The sequence below is a fragment of the Candidatus Thiodictyon syntrophicum genome, assembly GCF_002813775.1.
GTDB lineage: Bacteria > Pseudomonadota > Gammaproteobacteria > Chromatiales > Chromatiaceae > Thiodictyon > Thiodictyon syntrophicum.
The window spans coordinates 1-20,513 of the sequence record NZ_CP020370.1 but is presented as its reverse complement, the minus strand read 5'-3'; the positions used below and the strand labels follow the sequence as shown (position 1 = coordinate 20,513).

General features: G+C 60.6%; 17 protein-coding genes. 5 read left to right on the top strand and 12 right to left on the bottom strand.

What is annotated here, in order from left to right; all coding sequences use genetic code 11:
• Genes THSYN_RS33285 through THSYN_RS00075 form a run of 3 tightly spaced genes read right to left on the bottom strand, consistent with a single transcriptional unit; the run spans position 1 to position 3,179 of the window.
• A complete protein-coding gene (locus THSYN_RS33285) occupies positions 1–672 on the bottom strand; it encodes a restriction endonuclease subunit S domain-containing protein (protein WP_157817369.1) in 672 nt (223 codons plus the stop codon).
• On the bottom strand, positions 659–2,701 hold the full coding sequence (locus THSYN_RS00080; RefSeq protein WP_172965209.1) for a type I restriction-modification system subunit M: 2,043 nt from the start codon (positions 2,699–2,701) through the stop codon (positions 659–661). The genes THSYN_RS33285 and THSYN_RS00080 overlap by 14 nt, the downstream gene beginning before the upstream one ends.
• Before the next feature lies 1 nt (position 2,702).
• Positions 2,703–3,179, bottom strand: a complete 477-nt coding sequence (locus THSYN_RS00075; RefSeq protein WP_100917332.1) for a tRNA (cytidine(34)-2'-O)-methyltransferase — start codon at positions 3,177–3,179, stop codon at positions 2,703–2,705.
• 174 nt (positions 3,180–3,353) lie between these two features.
• Here THSYN_RS00075 and THSYN_RS00070 point away from each other — a divergent pair, with 174 nt between their 5' ends.
• Entirely contained in the window at positions 3,354–3,578 is a 225-nt protein-coding gene (locus tag THSYN_RS00070) for a hypothetical protein (protein WP_100917331.1), read from the top strand.
• Between the two features lie 298 nt (positions 3,579–3,876).
• Here THSYN_RS00070 and THSYN_RS00065 read toward each other — a convergent pair whose 3' ends face one another.
• The 5 genes from THSYN_RS00065 to glnA form a co-directional block, all read right to left on the bottom strand.
• Positions 3,877–4,272, bottom strand: coding sequence for a hypothetical protein (locus THSYN_RS00065; protein ID WP_100917330.1), 396 nt, complete (start codon positions 4,270–4,272; stop codon positions 3,877–3,879).
• Between the two features lie 30 nt (positions 4,273–4,302).
• Positions 4,303–5,721, bottom strand: coding sequence for a nitrogen regulation protein NR(I) (ntrC, locus tag THSYN_RS00060; RefSeq protein ID WP_100917329.1), 1,419 nt, complete (start codon positions 5,719–5,721; stop codon positions 4,303–4,305).
• Positions 5,714–6,727, bottom strand: a complete 1,014-nt coding sequence (gene glnL / locus THSYN_RS00055; protein WP_418219956.1) for a nitrogen regulation protein NR(II) — start codon at positions 6,725–6,727, stop codon at positions 5,714–5,716. The genes ntrC and glnL overlap by 8 nt, the downstream gene beginning before the upstream one ends.
• Positions 6,728–7,093: 366 nt before the next feature.
• Positions 7,094–7,603, bottom strand: a complete 510-nt coding sequence (locus THSYN_RS00050) for a DUF4124 domain-containing protein (protein WP_100917327.1) — start codon at positions 7,601–7,603, stop codon at positions 7,094–7,096.
• 95 nt (positions 7,604–7,698) lie between these two features.
• Positions 7,699–9,102 (bottom strand): glutamate--ammonia ligase, encoded by a 1,404-nt coding sequence (gene glnA, locus THSYN_RS00045; RefSeq protein ID WP_100917326.1) that lies wholly within the window; start codon positions 9,100–9,102, stop codon positions 7,699–7,701.
• Between the two features lie 701 nt (positions 9,103–9,803).
• Between glnA and glyQ the strand changes: the two genes are divergently transcribed.
• Genes glyQ through THSYN_RS00025 form a run of 4 tightly spaced genes read left to right on the top strand, consistent with a single transcriptional unit; the run spans position 9,804 to position 14,145 of the window.
• Positions 9,804–10,709: a glycine--tRNA ligase subunit alpha gene (gene glyQ / locus THSYN_RS00040; RefSeq protein WP_100917325.1), complete on the top strand. Its 906-nt coding sequence runs from the start codon at positions 9,804–9,806 to the stop codon at positions 10,707–10,709.
• Entirely contained in the window at positions 10,706–12,829 is a 2,124-nt protein-coding gene (gene glyS / locus THSYN_RS00035; RefSeq protein WP_335582483.1) for a glycine--tRNA ligase subunit beta, read from the top strand. The genes glyQ and glyS overlap by 4 nt, the downstream gene beginning before the upstream one ends.
• A 30-nt stretch (positions 12,830–12,859) precedes the next feature.
• Positions 12,860–13,399 (top strand): D-glycero-beta-D-manno-heptose 1,7-bisphosphate 7-phosphatase, encoded by a 540-nt coding sequence (gmhB, locus tag THSYN_RS00030; protein ID WP_236848752.1) that lies wholly within the window; start codon positions 12,860–12,862, stop codon positions 13,397–13,399.
• A complete protein-coding gene (locus THSYN_RS00025; protein WP_335582482.1) occupies positions 13,387–14,145 on the top strand; it encodes a lysophospholipid acyltransferase family protein in 759 nt (252 codons plus the stop codon). The genes gmhB and THSYN_RS00025 overlap by 13 nt, the downstream gene beginning before the upstream one ends.
• Before the next feature lie 45 nt (positions 14,146–14,190).
• On the opposite strand, the gene gyrB is transcribed toward THSYN_RS00025, so the two are convergent.
• The 4 genes from gyrB to dnaA form a co-directional block, all read right to left on the bottom strand.
• The gene (gyrB, locus tag THSYN_RS00020) at positions 14,191–16,602 is read right to left on the bottom strand and encodes a DNA topoisomerase (ATP-hydrolyzing) subunit B (RefSeq protein WP_100917323.1); all 2,412 of its coding nucleotides are present in this window, start codon (positions 16,600–16,602) and stop codon (positions 14,191–14,193) included.
• A gap of 180 nt (positions 16,603–16,782) precedes the next feature.
• Positions 16,783–17,868, bottom strand: a complete 1,086-nt coding sequence (recF, locus tag THSYN_RS37105) for a DNA replication/repair protein RecF (RefSeq protein ID WP_100917322.1) — start codon at positions 17,866–17,868, stop codon at positions 16,783–16,785.
• Positions 17,869–17,882: 14 nt separating this feature from the next.
• Positions 17,883–18,983, bottom strand: coding sequence for a DNA polymerase III subunit beta (gene dnaN, locus THSYN_RS00010; RefSeq protein WP_100917321.1), 1,101 nt, complete (start codon positions 18,981–18,983; stop codon positions 17,883–17,885).
• 195 nt (positions 18,984–19,178) lie between these two features.
• Complete coding sequence (gene dnaA, locus THSYN_RS00005) at positions 19,179–20,513, bottom strand: chromosomal replication initiator protein DnaA (RefSeq protein ID WP_100917320.1); 1,335 nt, start codon at positions 20,511–20,513, stop codon at positions 19,179–19,181.

Sequence of the window (20,513 nt, the reverse complement as noted above, 5' to 3'; positions counted from 1 at the left end):
TTAATCCGACGGAAGTCTTTTTCTGTCGCTCTTTGCGAATCCCTTCACAGAACACCTTTTGCATAAGCGATTTCTTGGCGCTCTCTGCTTGGGTCGCAGCTTCCCGCGCTTGATCAATTGCGATGTCAGCGGCATCGAGAATTCGGGCAATAGCGGTTTGTTGTTTACCATCCGGAAAAGCAATTGACATCGAACGAAAAAACTGTGGCTTAGGTTGCTAAGCCCGGTCGACCCTTCCGATGAAGCGCTCAGATATGCCTGAACCTGTTCTGTCCGCAGCCAACGAAAGAAGAACTCAGGCGTAATCGGGCTTTCTTGCTTTGGCTTGGCCGCAATTAAGAAGGACGCGAACAGAAACGCGGAATCCTCGGCAATAAATACAGCGTTGCCAATGCGCTGTCGATTGCCGTTAGAGCCCACAATGACCGACCAACCTTTCTCTAAGCGCTTTTTCTCGACTGCTTTTGGCTTGACACCGGAAATATACAGGGTCTTGTCCAGATCAAGCCGCTCCTGAACATTGCTGATACCAATCACCCGGACCGCTCCATCGTAGGGAGCCGAATGCTCTTGATCTTTCGACCAGGACACCCCGCGCTTAATTTCGATGGCGTTTCCAACGATCTCAGTCTGCCAACCACTAGGGTGCGGGAGCGCATCACTTGGCTTCATAGCCCGCTCCCCGCAACAAGGCTAGCAATTGGCCCTCGGCGGATTTCAGAGCACTCTCAGCATCTCTGAGCGCCGTCAGCGCGTCCTTGACCTCCACCCGCGGCTCCGGGTCAAAGGTATCCACATACCGCGGAATATTCAGATTGAATTCGTTTTCCTCGACCTCATCAATGCCGACGACCCGTGCGTGCTTGATCAGTTCGTCCGGGTCGCCGTAGATCGCGCCCAACTCGGCGCCGAACACTTCAACATCGCGCCGGTCGTCATCTGCACGGCGCCGAGTCTCGGCGATCTTCTCGTCGCGCTCGGCCACCTTGGCGGCGGCCCGGTCACGCTGGGCCTGGAGCCGGGCGAGTCCGACCTTCGCCTTGTCCCTGATGGCCCCGGCGGTGAGGTTGGCCAGCGCCGCACTATCCTTGGTCAGTTGGGTCTCCAGTCGGGTGAGCGTGTCGGCCCAGTCGGCGTATTCGGCCTCCAGACGTTCCACCTCATCGGTCTCGCGGGCGTCGATCTGTTTGCCGATGCGCCGGCTGTGCTGGGCCACCAGGTCCGGCACCTTGGCCGGGTCGCCATAGGCGTGCGCATGGACCAGGATGCGCATCAGGTCCTGCGGGCGGAGTTCGTTCTGGTTGGAGAGTTCGCGGTAGTGGCGGGCGGCATAGACCAGCAGCACCTGGTCGTGCCGCTCGGGTGGGCGCTGCTTTTTGAGGATCAGCAGACAGGCCGGCACGCCCGCACCGTAAAAGACATTGAGCGGCAGCGAGATCACGGCGTCGATGAGCCGTGATTCGAGCAAGGCGCGACGGATCAGGTGCTCGTCGTCGGCCTTGCGGCGCTTGACCTTGGGGTTGCCTTCATCGTCGAACTCGCCGGTCTCTTCCTCGACCTCGGGCTGACCGCGGAACAGGACGCCTTGCGGGCAGACGACACCGGCGCGACCGGTGTCGGTGAGCGAGGCGAGACAGTGCAGGATGAAGGCATAGTCTCCATAGCCCGCCGGCGGGGCCTTGAAGGCGGTGCCGCGCCCGAAGCGCCCGAAGGGGTCTTTGTAGCCTTCCTTGCCGAAGGTCTCCTTTTTGAGCTTGTCCTTTTTCTTCTTGTCGTCCGTCTGGAATTCGGGCTTGAGCCACCAGAATTCATCGGAGAAGGGGAAATTGGCCAGCACCAGCGAGAACTTGCGCACCTTGCCCGCGGCGCCCCGAAAGGCCGGGTCGGTGATGGTGCTGGCGCCCGCGACGATCTGGGCCTCCAACCCGTGCAGCACGGAGTTGATCTTGCCGATGGCGGCGTTGCTCCAGTTCATCTCCTGGCCGAAATATTGGGCCGCAGTTGCTCGGTGGCCCTGCTCGCGCAAGAAGTCGGCCGAATGGACCAACATACCGCCGCTGCCGCAGGTGGGGTCGTAGATGGTGTCGCCGGGCTGTGGCTCCAGGATGTGCACCAGGGTGTCCACGACCTCGGGCGGGGTGAAGAATTCGCCGGCCTTGGCCCCGGCGTCGTCGGCGAATTTCTTCAGCAGATACTGGTAGGCGCCGCCCAGCACATCGGGGGGGACGCTGGCGTTGGACAGGTCGTGGCTGTTGAAGTGCTGGATCAGCGCGTAGACCACCTCATTGGGGATGAGCGGGCGGCCGGACCCGTCCGGGGCCGGCTGATTCCAGTCCACGGTGAAGACGCCTTTGAGTTCCTCATTGGCGTCAGCGACGGCGCGCATGGCCAGGGTGAGTTCTTCGCCCAGGTTGACCGACACGGCCAGCATGTCGCCCCAGCGACAGTCCTCGGGGATGAAGAATCGGTGTGCGCCGCGGGCGCGGAAGACCGCCTTCTGCGCCTCGGTGAAGGCGCGCCCCTGTTGACGCTCAAGCTCCGCGATGGCCTCGTCCGCCTCGTTTTCCCACTGATCGCACAGGCGCTTATAGAACATCAGCGAGAGGATGTAGTTCTTGTAGTCCTGCCCGGCGGTCTTGCCGCGCAGGATGTTGGCGGCGCCCCAGAGGTGGGCCTCGAGTTGTTGTTGGGTGAGTCTCATGTCAGGTTTCCGGCTCACAGGCCCCGCTGAACCCATGCTGCCGCCACGCCTCGAAGAGGACCACCGCCGCCGCGTTCGACAGGTTCAGGCTGCGGTTGCCGGGCTGCATGGGCAGGCGCAGGCGCCGCTCGGCGGGGAGGGCCTCGAGCAGATCGCGCGGCAGGCCGCGGGTCTCGGGCCCCAGCAGAAAGCAGTCCCCCGCCCGATAGGCCGGCGCGTCATGGCGGACCCGGCCATGGGTGCTGAGGGCGAAGACCCGGGCGTGGGGCAGTCCGACGAGGCAGTCGGGCAGGCACGCGTGCACCCGCACGTCCGCCCATTCGCGGTAGTCGAGGCCGGCGCGCCGCAGGCGCCGGTCATCCAGGCTGAAGCCAAGGGGCTCGATCAGGTGCAGGGTCGCGCCGACGTTGGCGCACAGGCGCATCACATTGCCGGTGTTCGGCGGGATTTCCGGTTGGTAAAGAATGAGATGGAACATTGTCAGTCAGGCGCGGGCGCGCGTGGGGACGCCCTCCCGCGCAGGGAGGTCCGGGTGGTAGACGGGGTCGGGGGCCGGGTTGACCAGGGCTCGGATCTGCATGGTATATTAAGACTTCCGAATTTACTAAATTCGCCGACCACTTTCGACCCAAACCCCCTGGGGGAGACGTTCATGAGCGACCTTGATGCGTTGAAGACCGAGAAACAGGCACTGATCGACAAGATGCACGCGATGCAACAGCGGTTCATCGCCTACGAGCATGAGCATGGCGTCGGCGGCAAGGACTACTGGGGCACGGGCGGGGGACCGCTGGCGGGCTATCCGCAGGAATATATGGCGATGGCCAACCGCGTGGTGGACCTGGCGCATCAGATCGTCGGTTCGTCGCGCATTTGACACGGTAAGCGTTGCGCCCCCGACCCCGCCGGCTCCCACACGGGGGGAGGCGGAGTATCCCAAGAAGAGTATTTCGCCGCAAATGAACGCAAATAAGCGCAAATAAATCTGCCGGTTAGAATCGTCGCGGGCGTCACCCGGACAGTAAACATGCAGTAAATGCAAGTCTTTAGATTATTTGCGTCAATTTGCGTTCATTTGCGGCTAAACTTCTTTTTACTTTTTTGGTCAACGGCTTGCGCTGATGGTGTAGGTCCTGATCAGGACCGGCAAAAACCCGCAGGACCCCGCGGGCCGCTCAGGCCCGCAGGTGTTCAATGTATTTCGGCACCCCCTCCAACTCCAGTCGCACGGCACCCGCCTCGACCACCAGCGGCTGGTCCTGTCCCTCGAGCAGCAGCAGGCAGCGAATCCGGCCCCGGCTGGAGAACGGAATCGGGATCATATCCCGATAGCTGTAGATGTTCTCATCGATCTCCCCGCCGACACAGTGGCAGGGACCGGGCGGCAACCCGCGGTGAGCCGCCACGTCCTCCAGTACGAGTGTGCCGGCCTGCCACCAGCGGGTGCGCTCCGGTGAACCGGTCATCCGCTTGATGATCAGGGCGCGTGAAAATACGATGCCGATTGCGGACTCGGTCTCGGTAATCGAGGCGATCTGTGAGCCCTTGAGGTCGATGTGGCTGTGGTCCATGGGAGAGTCCTGGGGCGTTTGGGATTCGTGTCAGCCGTCTTGCGGATCACCGCCGAGATCGAGCTGAAGCTCTTTGATCTTGCGAGTCAGGGTATTGCGACCCCAGCCCAGGAGCCGGGCGGCATCCTGACGGCGCCCGCCGGTGTGCTCCAGGGCCGTTTGAATCAGGATGGTCTCGAAGGCGGGCATGGCCTGGTCGAGCAGGGCGCTCTCGCCGCGCTTGAGACTCTGGCGCGCCCAGCGCCGGAATACCGCCTCCCAGGATTCGTCCCGATCGCCGTCGGATTTTACCGCGTTCAACTCAGGCGGCAGGTCTTCCGCATGGACCTCCTTGCTGGAGGCCATGACGGTGAGCCAGCGCGCCGTATTCTCGAGCTGGCGGACGTTGCCGGGCCAATCCAGGCGCTGGAGCTGGTCGACCGCGGTGGGCAGCAGCAGCTTGACCTCGCAGCCGAGCTCGCGGGCGGCCTGGACGAGGAAATGGCGCATCAGCAGCGGAATGTCCTCGCGCCGATCGCGCAGGGCCGGCAGGTGGATGCGAATGACGTTCAGGCGGTGGTACAGGTCCTCCCGGAAGCGCCCCTGGCGCGCCAATTCATTCAGATTCTGATGGGTCGCGGCGATGATCCGCACATCCACCCGAATCGGTGCCGTGCCCCCCACGCGATAGAATTCGCCGTCGGACAGGACCCGCAGCAAGCGCGTCTGGAGTTCGGCGGGCATATCACCAATCTCGTCGAGAAAGAGGGTGCCGCGGTCGGCCTGCTCGAAGCGCCCCTCACGCCTGGCCTGGGCCCCGGTGAAGGCGCCGCGTTCATGTCCAAAGAGCTCGGATTCCAGCAGGTCGCGGGGAATGGCAGCCATGTTGAGCGCGATGAAAGGGCGTTCGCTGCGGGGGCTGTGGCGGTGCAGGGCACGGGCGACCAGTTCTTTGCCGGTTCCGGACTCGCCGTTGATCAGGACGGTGATGTTGGAGCGCGCCAACCGGCCGATGGCGCGAAAGACCTCCTGCATCGACGGGGCCTCACCGATGATCTCGGGCCGATCAAGCTCTGGCAGGTCCTCTTGGACATCGCTGCGCACCCGGCGGCAGGCCCTGGTGACCTGGGAGACGGCCTCGTCGATATCGAAGGGCTTGGGGAGGTATTCGAAAGCCCCGCCGTGAAAGGCCGAGACGGCGCTGTCGAGATCCGAATGGGCGGTCATGATGATGACCGGCAGGCCCTGATAACGGGCGGTAATCTGGCGCAGCAGATCCAGCCCATCGATCCCGGGCATCCGTATATCCGACAGGATGGCGTCCGGCCGCTCCCGTTCCAGGGCCTCCATGATGCCGACCCCGTTGGAGAAGCAGGTGACATGCATCTCGGCCTTGCGCAGTGCCCGCTCCAGGACCCAGCGGATCGATCGGTCGTCGTCGATCACCCACACCCTGGGCTCTTTAGTCATGTTCGGACTCCAACGGCAAATAGACGAAAAACCGCGTTTCGCCGGGGCGGCTCTCGCATTCGATCAGCCCCCCATGCTGGTTGATGAGCTCCTGGGCGATGGCGAGTCCCAGCCCGGTGCCGCCGGGGTTCCCGGAGACCATCGGAAAGAAGATCTGGTCCTTGAGCTCATCCGGTATCCCGGGCCCGTCATCGCTGACCTCCGCGAGCAATACCAGGCGGTGGCGCCGGTTGCCGATGGTGAATTGGCGTAGCACGCGGGTGCGAAAACCGAGGGTGCCGACCCTGCCGGCCGCGGCGGCGGCATTACGCGCAATGTTCAGCAAGGCCTGAATCAGGCGATCCTGGTCGGCGGTAAACTCGGGGATGCTTGGGTCATAGTCGCGCTGTACCGCGGGGCCCGACGGGTTCTCCGCCAGGATCAGTCCGCGTACATGCTCGAGCACGGTATGGATGTTCACCTTGACGCGGATCGGCATCCGGTTCGGCCCAATCATGCGGTTCATCAGGGCCTGCAGGCGATCGGCCTCTTCAATGATGATGCGGGTGTATTCGCGCAGCCCCGGGTCGGGGAGTTCCCGCTCCAGGAGCTGCGCGGCCCCGCGCAGACCACCCAGCGGATTCTTGATCTCGTGGGCGAGACCCTTGATGAGGGCCTGCGTAGCCTGATGCTGAGACAGCAGGTGCTCTTCGCGGCTGATGCGCAGTTGTCGGTCCACCTGGTGTATCTCGACCAGCAACTCGGCCTCTGCATCGAAATGGTGCAGGGGTAACACGGTACAGTTCACCGTGATGGTGCGCCCGTCCAGGAGGGTGACATTGAGTTCACGCTCGGTGAAGGGCTGCCGCGAGCGCAAGGCCTCTTTGAGGCGGTGCTCGACCTTGGTGTCCGGGCAGGGCAGCACATGGACGGCATGCAGACCGACCACATGGCGAGCACTGAACTGAAAGAGCATCTCGGCCGCCGGGTTCAAGTACCGCAGACACAGGTCGGCACCGAAGAGCATCACCGCGGTGTTTAAATGATCCAGAACCGTTTGTTCAAGCGGCGATGTGGCCACGTTGCTGATATTCCTGTCGGGTGTCTGAGGCGGCGCACACTCATCCCGATGGATGGCGTTAGAAGGTCGTGGCTATCGCTGCGTAGGGGACGCCGCGGGGACTTGCGCCGCGGACCCGGTCGCACCGATACCTCGGTCGTCCGGTCTCCCCCGCTTCAAATAAGCAATAATCGCGCCACAGTCCTGCCTCGGCCGCGAAGGCGCGGTCGGCAGTTGATCCTAAGAAGAGTATTTGGCCGCAAATGCTTGGTCACATTTCCGGCTACGCGGCATCGTAGGGTGTACAAGGGCAGCGCATTCCACCAGCAACAGCTAAGGCAGCACGCCCGGCGGAATAGGCTTGCGTAGATGGAAGATCACGATCGGGGTGCCGGCAATGACCGCACCCTGGGGGTCGCGGATCTGGGCATAGGCCCGGTGGCTGCCGAAGCTGATCCCCTGAAGGTTCAGTTGCGTCCCCGCCGACTTCTCCACCGGGATGGCGACGTCGTCCAGGACCAACTCGATCTTGTGTCCATCCATTAAGGGCGGGTCAAGCAGCAGGCTGACGGCCACTGTGTCCTCAGGCTGCCGCAACGTCTTGTTGGTTTCGGGGGACAGGATCTCGAACGCTGAATAGGGTCCTGGTTTTGGCGCAGCCGCGGTAGGGGAAACCGTTGGGTCGCCGGCGACCGGCTTGGGCAACTTGAGCCCGATGGCCTGGGCGTCGGGCTCGCGACGGTCGGAGAAATGGGTACGACCATCGGCGTCGACCCATTTGAAGACCTGCGCGGACGCGCCGATCGACATGAAGAAGATAACGACTGGCAGTATCCTGATCATCGACACAGGATAGTCGAGTCGGGCCTCTGACTCAACGTGGAGGCGGCACCCCGTTTCGGGGCACCGCCAACGCGCCGGGTCGAGGCCCCGGGGTTCTAGAGGCTGTAGTACAGGTCGAACTCGACCGGATGGGTGGTCATGCGCAGCCGCGTGACCTCGTGCATCTTCAGCGCGATGTAGGCGTCGATCAGATCATCGGTGAAGACCCCACCCGCGGTCAGGAACTCCCGGTCCTTGTCGAGCTCGGCGAGCGCCATGTCAAGGGCATGGCACACGGTCGGGATGGCCTTTTCCTCCTCGGGCGGCAGATCGTAGAGGTCCTTGTCCATCGGATCGCCGGGGTGGATCTTGTTCTGAATCCCGTCGAGCCCGGCCATCATCATGGCCGCAAAGGAAAGGTAGGGGTTACCGGTGCAATCCGGGAAACGGACCTCGATCCGGCGGGCCTTGGGGCTGGACACGTGCGGGATACGGATCGAGGCCGAGCGGTTGCGGGCCGAGTAGGCGAGCATGACCGGGGCCTCGAAGCCGGGAACCAGCCGCTTGTAGGAGTTGGTGGAGGCGTTAGTGAAGGCATTCAGAGCCCGGGCGTGCTTGATGATGCCGCCGATGTAGTAGAGCGCCATCTCGGACAGGCCGCCGTACTTGTCGCCGGAAAACAGGTTCACCCCATCCTTGCTGAGCGACTGGTGGACGTGCATCCCGGTGCCGTTGTCGCCGACCATCGGCTTGGGCATGAAGGTCACGGTCTTGCCCCAACCGTGGGCGACATTCCAGCACACGTACTTCTGAATCTGGTTCCAGTCCGCCCGCTTGACCAGGGACGTGAACTGGGTGCCGATCTCACACTGGCCCGCGGTCGCCACCTCATGGTGGTGAACCTCGACCGGCACGCCCATCTCTTCGAGCGCCAGGCACATGGCGGCGCGCAGGTCGTTCAGGGAATCGACCGGCGGCACCGGGAAATAGCCGCCCTTGACCCCGGGCCGATGCCCCATGTTGCCGTCCTCGAAGACGCGCTCGGAGTTCCACTCGGCCTCGTCGGAATCGACCTTGTAGAAACACCCACCCATGTTCGCGCCCCAGCGGACGTCGTCGAACACGAAAAATTCGAGCTCGGGGCCGAAAAAGGCGGTGTCGGCGATCCCGGTCGACTTCAGGTAGGCCTCGGCGCGCTTGGCGACGGAGCGCGGATCGCGCTCGTAGCCCTGCATGGTGTTCGGCTCGAGGATGTCGCAGCGGATGATCAGGGTATTTTCGTCGGCAAAGGGGTCCATCACGGCGGTCGATGCCTCGGGCATCAACACCATGTCCGACTCTTGGATGCCTTTCCAACCCGCGATCGAGGACCCATCGAACATCTTGCCGTCCTTGAACATGTCCTCGTCGACGAGCGACGCCGGCATGGACACATGCTGCTCCTTGCCCCTGGTATCCGTAAAGCGAAGGTCAACGAACTTGACCTCATGTTCTTTGATCATCTTCAGGACGTCGGCCATTGAATACTCCAAATGCTGGCTGGATAAATTGGTGCGACTCACCGGGGAGGCGGCGAGGGGGTGGTTCTAACTTGCCGCCGCCCGCGCTCGTGGGCAAGCGAGCCTAACAGGTCGACGCAAGTGCTGCACGCCTGACCCGCTGGATGACCCGGCGCCCGCGCTGCCGACCCTGAGGGCACGACCCTGGGGCTGGTCGAACGCAGCGTGCGCGGCGATCCGTCGCAAGGGTTAAGCACGATTCGCGCCAGCGGCAGCGTCTGCCGCGGACGCGCCCGGCGACGGGACTCACCCCCGGCTACAGGGTTCGGGCGCCAGGGGATGGGCCACCCGGCACTTGTGTGACCCAGCTCCGGCGCCTTGGGGGAGTGAGGAGTCTAAGTCCAGCGCCCATTGCGACAGCCCACCCAGCCGTCCCCGATCATCGGCGACTGTTCGGCTGGCTCACGCCCCCCTTGGGAAGCGCACTAGAACGGACCGCCCCCTGGTCAGGCTGCACTGCAATAGTGCACCGACACCGGTGCGCCCTCGCCATGACACCGGGTGTGTGAGGGAGATGGGCGGGTCGAGCGCAGGGGTCCCGTAATTCATGCCCGAACGTCGGGAATAGGCGCAGCCGCAGCGCTGCGAAGTAGTTCCAACCCGACCCGCATAACAGATATACTCTCACCCTTATACTTCGCGAACGCGGTAGGGGGTACAGCTTGAATCTCGAGCCGGTTGATGTTTCCAGCTTCCAGGGTCTCATTTTTGCGTTGCAGCGCTATTGGACGGCGCTCGGATGCGTGATGGTACAGCCCCATGATATGGAGGTGGGCGCCGGCACCTTTCATCCCGCCACCTTCTTGCGGTCCATCGGACCTGAGCCCTGGCGTACCGCTTACGTCCAACCCTCGCGCCGCCCCACCGACGGTCGTTACGGGGACAATCCAAACCGCTTACAGCATTATTACCAGTTTCAAGTCCTGCTGAAGCCGGCACCGCTCGACATTCAGGACCTTTATCTGGATTCTCTGCGGTATGTTGGGATCGATCCGCTCGTACATGACATACGGTTCGTCGAGGACAACTGGGAGTCGCCGACCCTTGGCGCCTGGGGTCTCGGCTGGGAGGTGTGGCTCAATGGCATGGAAGTGACGCAGTTTACCTACTTTCAACAAGTCGGTGGACTCGATTGTCGACCGGTCAGCGGTGAGATCACCTATGGCCTCGAGCGCATTGCGATGTACCTGCAGTCGGTCGAGAGCGTTTATGACCTGGTGTGGAGCCACTCCCAGTTCGGCCTCGTCACTTACGGGGACGTCTTCCATCAAAACGAGGTGGAGCAGTCGGCCTACAACTTCGAGAAGGCCGAGGTACCGGCGCTGCTGGCGGCGTTCGACGCCAGCGAACGGATCAGTCACCAACTCGTAGCGGATGGTCTGCCCCTGCCGGCGTATGAACAGGTGCTCAAGGCCTCCCACACCTTCAATTTGCTTGATGCGCGCGGGGCCATCTCTGTGACCGAACGACAGCGGTTTATCCTGCGTGTTCGCGCGCTCGCAAGAAACGTCGCGCGCGCCTATTATGAGCGCCGGGAATCCCTCGGGTTTCCGATGCTTAAGCCATGACTCTTGATACGGGCGCGCGCATGACCCAGGATCTTCTGATAGAAATCGGCACGGAGGAATTGCCTCCGGTCTCGCTCCAGGGCTTGGCAAAGGCCTTCGCCGACGGGATTGACGCCCAACTCACCGAGAATGGGATCGGTCACGGGCCGGGCACTCCTTATTGCACCCCGCGGCGGCTTGCCGTACTGGTCGCGCAGGTCGAGACCCAGCAGGCGCATCGTACGATCACCCGGCGGGGTCCCGCCGTCGCGGCCGCCTTCGGCCCGGAGGGTCACCCAACCAAGGCCCTGGAAGGTTTCGCCCGCTCCTGTGGGGTCGCGGTATCGGATCTGGCGCGCGAACGGTCAGACAAGGGGGAGTGGGTCGTCTGTCGGACGCTCGAGTCCGGACAGACCACTGCGCGGCTGCTGCCGGGAGTACTTGAGCAAGCCCTCGCTGGATTACCCGTGGCAAGACGCATGCGCTGGGGCACCGGCGATGCGGAGTTCGTCCGCCCGGTACACTGGGTCTGTATCCTCTTAGGCGATGAAGCCGTGCCGGCGCAGGTCCTTGGGGTTCGCGCAGGGACCGAGACCTTCGGCCACCGTTTCCACGCCCCAGGCCCGCTGACGGTAACGCACGCCTCGCTTTACCCACGGTTGTTGCGGGAACGGGGCTTTGTCGAGCCGTGCTTTGAACAGCGGCGCGCACTCATCGTCGACCAAGTCCAACAACTTACGGCCACCCATCGCGTCACGGCGGACCTGCCGCCGGAACTGCTCGATGAGGTGACGGGGCTTGTCGAGTGGCCCACCGCGATCTTCGGGTCATTTGATGAAAGCTTCCTGTCGGTGCCCCCCGAGGTCCTCATCGAAACCATGGAGAAAAATCAGAAGTACTTCCCGGTGCGTGACCATAACGGGTGCTTGCAGGCACGGTTCATTGCCGTTTCCAACATCGAAAGCAAGTGCCCGGAACAAGTGATACGAGGCAATGAGCGGGTGATCCGGCCCCGGTTCGCGGATGCCCAATTTTTTTGGCGGCAAGGTCTGAACCAGCCGCTTGCGGCCTATTTCGACCGTTTGGAGTCGATTGTCTTTCAGGATAAGCTCGGCTCGGTCGCTGACCGGTGTCGGCGCGTCGCAAGACTGGCCGGTTCGATTGCTGCGACGATTGGCGAGGACCCGGAGTTGGTGGGGCGCGCGGCAATGCTGGCCAAGTGCGACTTGGCGACCACCATGGTAGCGGAGTTCCCGAGCCTCCAAGGGATCATGGGCCGCTACTACGCCCAACATGCCGACGAGCCGCCGGCAGTCTGTGCCGCGATTGAAGAGCAGTACCTTCCGCGCCACGCTGGCGACGCGCTGCCGGCCAGAGGCTGTGGTCTGGTGCTTGCCCTGGCGGACCGGCTGGACCTGTTGGTCGGCTCTTTTGGTATCGGGCACCGGCCAACCGGAGCCAAGGACCCTTATGGTTTGCGACGTGCCTCCATTGCGGTAGTACGCATGCTCGTGGAAACACCCTTGGACCTCGACCTTAACTCGCTCCTGTCGGCGTCTCAGGGGGGGTTTGAATCCGGCGTCCTCAGCCCCGGCACCACCGACGAGGTATTGGCCTATGTCATGGCCCGCTTGGAAGGCTACTACCAGGAGCGAGGGGTCTTACCGGACAGCGTGGCGTCGGTCATTGGCGCAGGGGGGGCCACACTCAGCCAACTGGACGGGCGGATTCGGGCGGTGCAGTCGTTTCGCAACCGGCCGGAAGCCTTGGCCTTGGCAGGGGCCAACAAACGAATCAGTAACATCCTCGCGAAGGCCCGGGCGTCATTTGATCGCGCGGCGCGGCCGAATCCGGACCTGTTTACCGATGACGCGGAGCATCGACTGTGGCACAGGATACAAGGGCTGGAACTGGCGACAGCACCGCTCATGCGCGAGTGCGATTTCGCGGGGGTCTTGGAGCAACTCGCACAGTTGAGGGACGACGTCGGCCAGTTCTTCGATCAGGTGATGGTGATGTGCGAGGATCGGTCGGTGCAAGATAACCGACTGCTGCTGCTGACGTTGCTACGGGCGTTGTTCTTGCAGGTGGCTGACATCTCCATGCTGCAAATCGCCCATACGCAGTTCATCGAGCAATGATCGCCTGCCATGTCGTGTGAACGGTTCGTATTGCTCGACCGTGATGGAGTCATCAACGAAGACGCAGATGACTACATCCGTTGCGCGGCGCAATGGGTGCCTATACCGGGTAGTATGGACGCCATTGCGGCATTGACGCATGCCGGATTCCGGATTGCGATCGTGTCCAACCAATCAGGGCTCGCGCGAGGTCTGTTCGATCTTGGCGCCTTGAACGCCATGCACCGGAAGTTGCGTGATCTGGTCTCGCTGCGGGGTGGTCGACTCGAGATGATCCTGTTCTGCCCGCACGGACCGGGTGAAAACTGCGCTTGTCGCAAGCCGCGGACGGGACTCCTGCACAGTGTCAGCGACCGTACTGGGCTAGACCTGCGCGGGCTGCCGTTCATCGGGGATTCCATCAGCGACGTTCGAGCAGCACGACTGGTCGGAATGAAGCCGATGCTGGTGAAGAGCGGTAAGGGGCTGCGAACTTTAGGGCTGGGAACCGCGGAGTTGGAGGGCGTTCCTGTTTTTGAGGACTTAAGGGCCGCCACGGACGAACTGATTAACCATTGGTGCAATTCTTGATTCTGCTACGCTCGCTCGCTTACCAGGTCTTCCTCATGCTATCCGTTGCGCTGTTCGGCGGGGCCATTGCAATCGTTGGGCGGTGGGTGCCGTTCCGACTCCTCAGCCGGGTTGCACGGATTTGGGCGCGGGCAAACCTGATTGCACTGAAATCCCTGTGCCGGCTGGATTATCGGATCGAGGGGCTGGAACACTTACCCACCTCGACGTGCATCGTCATGAGTAAGCATCAATCGGCATGGGAAACCATTGCTCTACGGGCGCTGCTGCCGGTTGAGCACACCTGGGTTCTGAAGCGGGAATTACTCGACATACCAATCCTCGGATCGGCGCTGCGCCGGTTTCGAGTTATTGCAATCGATCGTTCCGCCGGTCGCGCGGCCCTCAAACAACTGGTTACGGAAGGCCAGCACTTGCTTGGCACTGGACATTGGGTGGTCATTTTCCCGGAAGGAACGCGGGTCCCGCCCGGTGAACGGGCTTCCTACAACGTCGGCGGCGCCCTCCTCGCACAGCGCAGCGGCTACCCGATCTTGCCGATAGCCCATAACGCCGGGGTATTCTGGGGTAGGCGCAGCCTGATTAAACGGGCGGGAACTATCCAACTGGTCATAGGCGAGAGTATCAACAGCACCGGTAAGAGCGCCCAACAACTGAGCCGAGAAACGGAAAGCTGGATTGAAGGAGTCGTTGCCCGCCTACCAACACGCGCCGATTTACAGCGCAGTCCTGCGCAGTCCGACTAGCCAGATGCGCGCACTTCAGTCACTGAGCGGGATGAACAGTGCCCGCTAGACATCGAGATGCTCCACATCAAGTGCGTGGCGTTCGATAAATTCCCGTCGCGGCTCGACATTGTCACCCATTAGTGTGGTAAAAATCTGATCCGCCGCGACCGCGTCTTCTACCGTCACCTTGAGTAACCGGCGTCCCTCCGGGTTCATGGTCGTGTCCCACAACTGCTCCGGATTCATCTCACCCAGCCCCTTGTAGCGCTGCATACTATATCCGCGCTGTGCCTCTGCCAGCAGCCAGCGGATTCCATCACCAAGATCGATAATATCCTTCCTGCGTTCGCCACGTGCCATCTGGGCACCGGGCTGCAATAGGCCCTCAACCTTCTCCCCAAATTCAGCGATTCGCTGATAATCCGCGGTGAGAAAGAAGTCGAGTGGGATTTGTTTTGTTTCTGGAATCCCATGTATCAAGCGAGTTAACTTTAGGAAGCTCCCCTTTTGGGATTCCCCTTGTTCATAGGTCAGAATAAAGCGAAGCGACGAATGGGCCAAATGGGGTTCATTGAGACGTTGCGCAAGTCCGCGGCACCAGGTTGCCATGCTCTCGGAATCCTGGAGATTCAATGAGTCCAATCGCGGACTGCGGACCAATTCATGCAGAAGGCTTGGATCATAGCGAGACGAGAGGCGACGCGATATCCCCTCGAAGATCTGATACTCCCGAGCCAGTGATTCCAAAGCAGTCGCTGCCAGCGCAGGTGCATCGGCGGCAACATACAGGGCTGCCTCATCGAGGGCCGCCTGGAGCATAGCCGCGTTGAGCTCAGCATCGTCCAGTAGGTAGTCTTCCTGCTTGCCTTTCTTGAGCTTATAGAGCGGCGGCTGGGCGATAAAGATATGCCCACGATCGACCAGTTCCGGCATCTGGCGGTAAAAAAAAGTCAGTAAGAGCGTGCGGATGTGCGCCCCATCGACGTCGGCATCGGTCATAATGATGATGCGATGGTAGCGTAAGTTCTCCGGATTATACTCATCGCGTCCAATGCCGCAGCCAAGCGCGGTGATCAAGGTCCCGACTTCCGCTGAAGAAAGCATCTTATCGAACCGCGCCTTCTCGACGTTGAGTATCTTCCCCTTCAATGGCAGGATAGCCTGAAAACTGCGGTCACGCCCTTGCTTCGCCGATCCACCTGCTGAATCCCCCTCTACGAGGTAAAGTTCAGATTTTGAAGGGTCCTTTTCTTGGCAATCGGCAAGTTTTCCCGGTAGGCCGGCGATATCCAAGACACCCTTGCGGCGCGTCATTTCCCGAGCTTTCCTTGCGGCCTCTCGTGCGCGCGCCGCGTCAAGCATCTTTGCAGCGATAATCTTGGCCTGGGCCGGCTGCTCCTCCAGAAAGGCGTTGAAGTGGTCTACCACCAGCGATTCGACGGAAGCCTTAACCTCCGAAGAGACGAGCTTTTCCTTCGTTTGCGACGAGAATTTCGGATCATGGAGTTTGACCGACAGGACGGCCGTCAGACCCTCCCTGGCATCATCGCCGATTGCCTTAATCTTTTGTGTCTTCTCCAGTCCTTCCCGCTCGATATAACCGTTGAGCGTTCTCGTTAACCCGGCGCGAAAGCCAGCCAGATGGGTTCCGCCATCGCGCTGAGGGATATTGTTGGTGAAGCAGAATATCGTTTCCTGGAATCCCTCATTCCATTGGAGAGCCAATTCCAATGCGATACCCGCGCGTTCAGCGGAGAAATAGATGACACTCGGGTGGATCGGGGTCTTATTCCGGTTCAAGTAATCAACAAATGCACGAATACCACCCTGGTAGTCGAAAATGTCCTGGCGGCCACTCACCTCTTCAGAAAGTACAATCCGCACGCCGGAGTTCAAGAACGAAAGCTCACGGAGGCGCTTGACGAGAATATCGTAGTGGAAATCGAGATTAGAGAAGATCTCGGGTGATGGATAGAATCGGACATAGGTGCCCGTCTCGGAGGCGTCGCCGATTTCACGAAGGGGATAAAGAGGTTCCCCCATCGCATATTCCTGGTCATAGCGCTTGCCGCCTCTTGCGATGCGCAGGATCAAGCGCTGCGAAAGCGCATTCACCACTGACACCCCGACTCCATGTAGGCCCCCAGAGACTTTATAGGAATTGTCGTCGAATTTACCGCCGGCATGCAGCACGGTCAGGATAACTTCCGCCGCGGAGCGGTTTTCCTCCGCGTGAATATCTACCGGAATGCCGCGGCCGTTATCGCTGACGCTAACAGACCCATCACGATGCAAGGTGACAGTTATCTCAGTGCAATAGCCCGCGAGTGCTTCGTCGATGGAATTATCGACCACCTCAAAAACCATGTGATGGAGTCCGGTCCCATCGTCGGTGTCGCCGATATACATACCTGGGCGCTTGCGAACTGCATCCAGGCCCCTCAGAACCTTAATATTTGTTGAATCGTATGTCATTGCAGTGTCTGGTCTCGCAAGATAGTTGGCCTGGGACAACCAAGCGGTCGAGCCTAACGGGACTCAGAAAGGTTGTTCGCACCGTCCTGGACGCCGGCCGATGCGCAATTATACCCGATCGCAAGAATCTGTTTTGCCACGTATCGGCACACGCTACACAGAGGTTGGCTGGACCGATCGTCATGATAGGTCAACGACCGTCCCCCGTTCCACGTGGAACAACCGAGTGTCGGACGGGAGACCTAGCACCTCAAGACCGTCCGTATCTCCCACGCGCGTGTAAATGCATTGTCCGCCGGTAGAACGAAAGAGGCTACAGAGGATTCCCCACGAGCGACTATCCAGATCTGCCCAAAGGTCGTCCAGCAACCAGACCGAACCATAGCCCAGTCTAGACATCTGAACTCGCTCAAACGCTAGCTGCAAGAGGCACACCACGATCTTTGTCTGTCCCCGGGACATCGGAAGTTCACCATCCCGGTTCCGCAGCGAAAAGTCTGCTCGATGCGGGCCGACCCGTGTATGACCCGATATCTGTTCCCCGCCGGAATCTGCAGCGACCGCATCAGCGAGATGCACCCCATCCGGCCACCCAGACCGAAAGGTCAAAGTTATCCCCTTAAGAAAGGGAAAACCTTCCGCGAGAACCAAGAAAGCCTCACGCAGATCGCTGAAAAGTCCTTTCCTCGCTTGATCGAGATCAACCCCCAAGCGAACAAACTCATGGTCCCACAGCGGGCGACCGCGAGCCCCAGAGCGCAGCCAGGCGTTTCGCTGCTCCAGCACCCGCTTGAACGCCCTCAGCACCTCAGATCCACGCTGTTCCACGTGGAACAAATTGAGATCGAGGAAGCACCGTCTAACCGCTGGCTCACCTTCAAAAAGCCGCCCGGAACCCTCCCCAATCAGCCGCACGACGAACCACCTGGCAAATTCAGCACCATCACCTACCATGACGCCCTTCACGTATCGCGCTCTCACAGTCCTCTTGCGGAGATACGCCAACTGCCAAACCGCGTCCTCACCCCCTTCCCGGATATCCCCCACCACCCTCGTCACTTCCTTGCCCAAGGACGTCAGGTCACCACTCCTTCTCCCTCTAAAACTTTTGCCCCGCGCCAACAAATACACCGCTTCCAACACCGATGTCTTCCCAGACCCGTTGGCCCCAACGAAAAGCGAGCAGGGACCCCTGATATCCACCTCAGTGTGCTCAATATTCCTGAGCCCGTCGATCCTCAGCAGTTCCACGCTCGCGCTAACCATCGTCCCATCTGCCCCTAAAGCCTCATCGGCATCACGACATAAGTCTCACCCACCGCACCCAGCCCCCGCCAGAGAGAACTGCTGCTTCCATCGTCGAAATGAACCTCCACTTGACCGGTGTCAACCGCCGCAAGGAGATCCGCCAAATAGGCGACGTTGAAGCCGATCACGGTCGACTCACCGCCATAATCCAACTCCATCTCCTCCACCGCCTCTTCCTGCTCAGGATTATGCGCCACAAGCCTCAACACCCCCGCTTCAAAGGAGACGCGCAAGCCGCGATATTTCTCATTTGAAAGAATCGCCGTCCGCGAGAGCGCCTTCTTCAGCAACTCCCGATCCGCGATCGCCACCTTCGACAGTCCGGCCGGAATCACCCTGCCGTACTCTGGATACCGACCATCAACGAGCTTCGACGAGCACACCGTATCTCCCAGAACGAATCGTATCAACCGCTCCCCAATCTCAATCCGAACCGAATTTGACCCAAAGCTCAGCTGTCTCCTGAGCTCATTCACCGTCTTGAATGGGATGATCACGGCCCGACTCTCGGGCACGTCAAGCGCACAGGCATGGGCATAGGACGCGAGTCGGTGCCCGTCCGTCGCCACTGCGCGCAGGCCTGATTCATCGAGTTCAAGCAACAAGCCGTTCAGATAATACCGAACGTCCTGCTGCGCCATCGCAAACGCCGTCTTCTCGAAAATTCGCTTCAGAATCCCTTCTTCAATCTCCATCACCAGTTCAGGCGACACCGCCTCCATCAACGGAAAATCCTGCGCCGGCAGCGTTCCCAAGACGTATCTCCCGCGTCCCGCCGTCAATACACAGCGATCGCCGGCAATCTTCAGGCGCACTTCCGAACCTTCCGCGAGGGAACGGACAATATCCCCCAGTTTGCGCGCAGGCACGGTCCCCTCCCCCTCCTCAATCACATCCGCCAAGCAACGGGAGCGGATCTCGATCTCCATATCCGTTCCAACGATTATCAACCCACCGTCCTGTGCCCGTAACAGCAGGTTGCCCAAGATCGGCAGCGTTTGGCGTCGCTCGACCACCGCTACCACCCGACTCAACACCGGCAGGAGTTGCTCCCGCCCGATCTTCACATCCATACCGCTGCCCCTCTTAAAAAGTAGAAAATAAAATATAGTCTGTAGTTATAAGGCCTGTGGAAATGTGTGCTACACACTTTTCTCCATAGGTTTCATTGCACTGCAATCACGCCTGAGCACTCTGAGGCGCTGATCAACCTGTGGACAACTGCCCCGCAGAACCCGCTCCGGATACCATACCCAGGTTATCCACAGTTAGGACGACAGGCTTCTCAACAAATTCTTGAAATCCTCCTCAACCGCAGGATCACTATCCCGAAGCTCCCGGATTTTCCGCGTTGCATGGAGCACTGTAGTATGATCCCGCCCGCCGAAGGCACTGCCGATTTCAGGCAGGCTGTGTTTCGTCAGTTCCTTGGCCAAGGCCATCGCAATCTGCCGCGGCCTGGCGATTGAACGACTGCGTTTGGCCGACAGGAGGTCCGTGCTGCGAACCTTGAAATATTCACAAACCGTCTTCTGTATACTGGCGATCGTCACCCGTTTGTCTTGTGCCGCCAACATATCCCGTAGCGTCTCCTTGGCGAACTCCACCGTGATTGCCCGGCCGGTAAACTGGGAATTTGCCACGAGGCGCCGCAGCGCTCCTTCCAATTCTCTGATATTGGAACGGATGCGTCGGCCAACGAAAAAACCCACATCCTCCGGGAGCACAATGCCGAACTGGCTTGCTTTACTCTGAAGGATCGCGACGCTTGTTTCCAGGTCGGGAGGCTCGATCGAGACCGTCAGCCCCCACCCGAATCGCGACTTCAGACGTTCTTCGAGGCCGACAACCTCCCGAGGAAAGCGATCACTCGAGAGGACGATTTGTTGCCGGGACTCAAAGAGCGCATTAAAAGTATGAAAGAACTCCTCCTGCGAACGTTCCTTACCGGCGAAAAACTGCACGTCGTCGATCAGTAAGGCGTTCAGGGAACGGTAGGTCTTCTTGAACTCATCGATCCGGTTGTGCTGTAAGGCGCGAATCATCTCCGCCACGAACCGCTCCGAGTGCAGATAGGTCACTTTCGCATTCGGGTTGCTCTCCAGCAGCATGTTGCCGACTGCGTGCATCAAGTGCGTCTTGCCCAGTCCAACACCGCCGTAGATAAACAATGGATTGTAGGCAATACCGGGATTTTGGCTGATCTGAATCGACGCCGCCCGTGCCAGTTGATTTGACTTGCCCTCCACGAAACTGGCAAAACTGAATTCCGGGTTGATGTTTGCTTCCGCGCGCCGCTCGCTCAGTGCAGAGGGCTGCATCCTGATCGCGGAGGAACCCGGTCCGGGCGCGCCCGTCGGGCGATCGAGCCCGCCGACATCAAATCTCAACTGGGTAATGGTTCCCTCGCTCGTGTGACGACATAGTTCAAGCAAACGTTGTTCATAATGCTGCCGCGCCCAGTCCTGCACGAACTTATTGGGCGCCAGCAAACGTAGCAGGTCGCCATCGCGTTGCGCCTGTAACGGCAGAATCCACGTGTTGAACTCGGCTGCCGTCAATTCCCCTTTCAGTCTTTGAACACAATCCTGCCAAGGATCCAT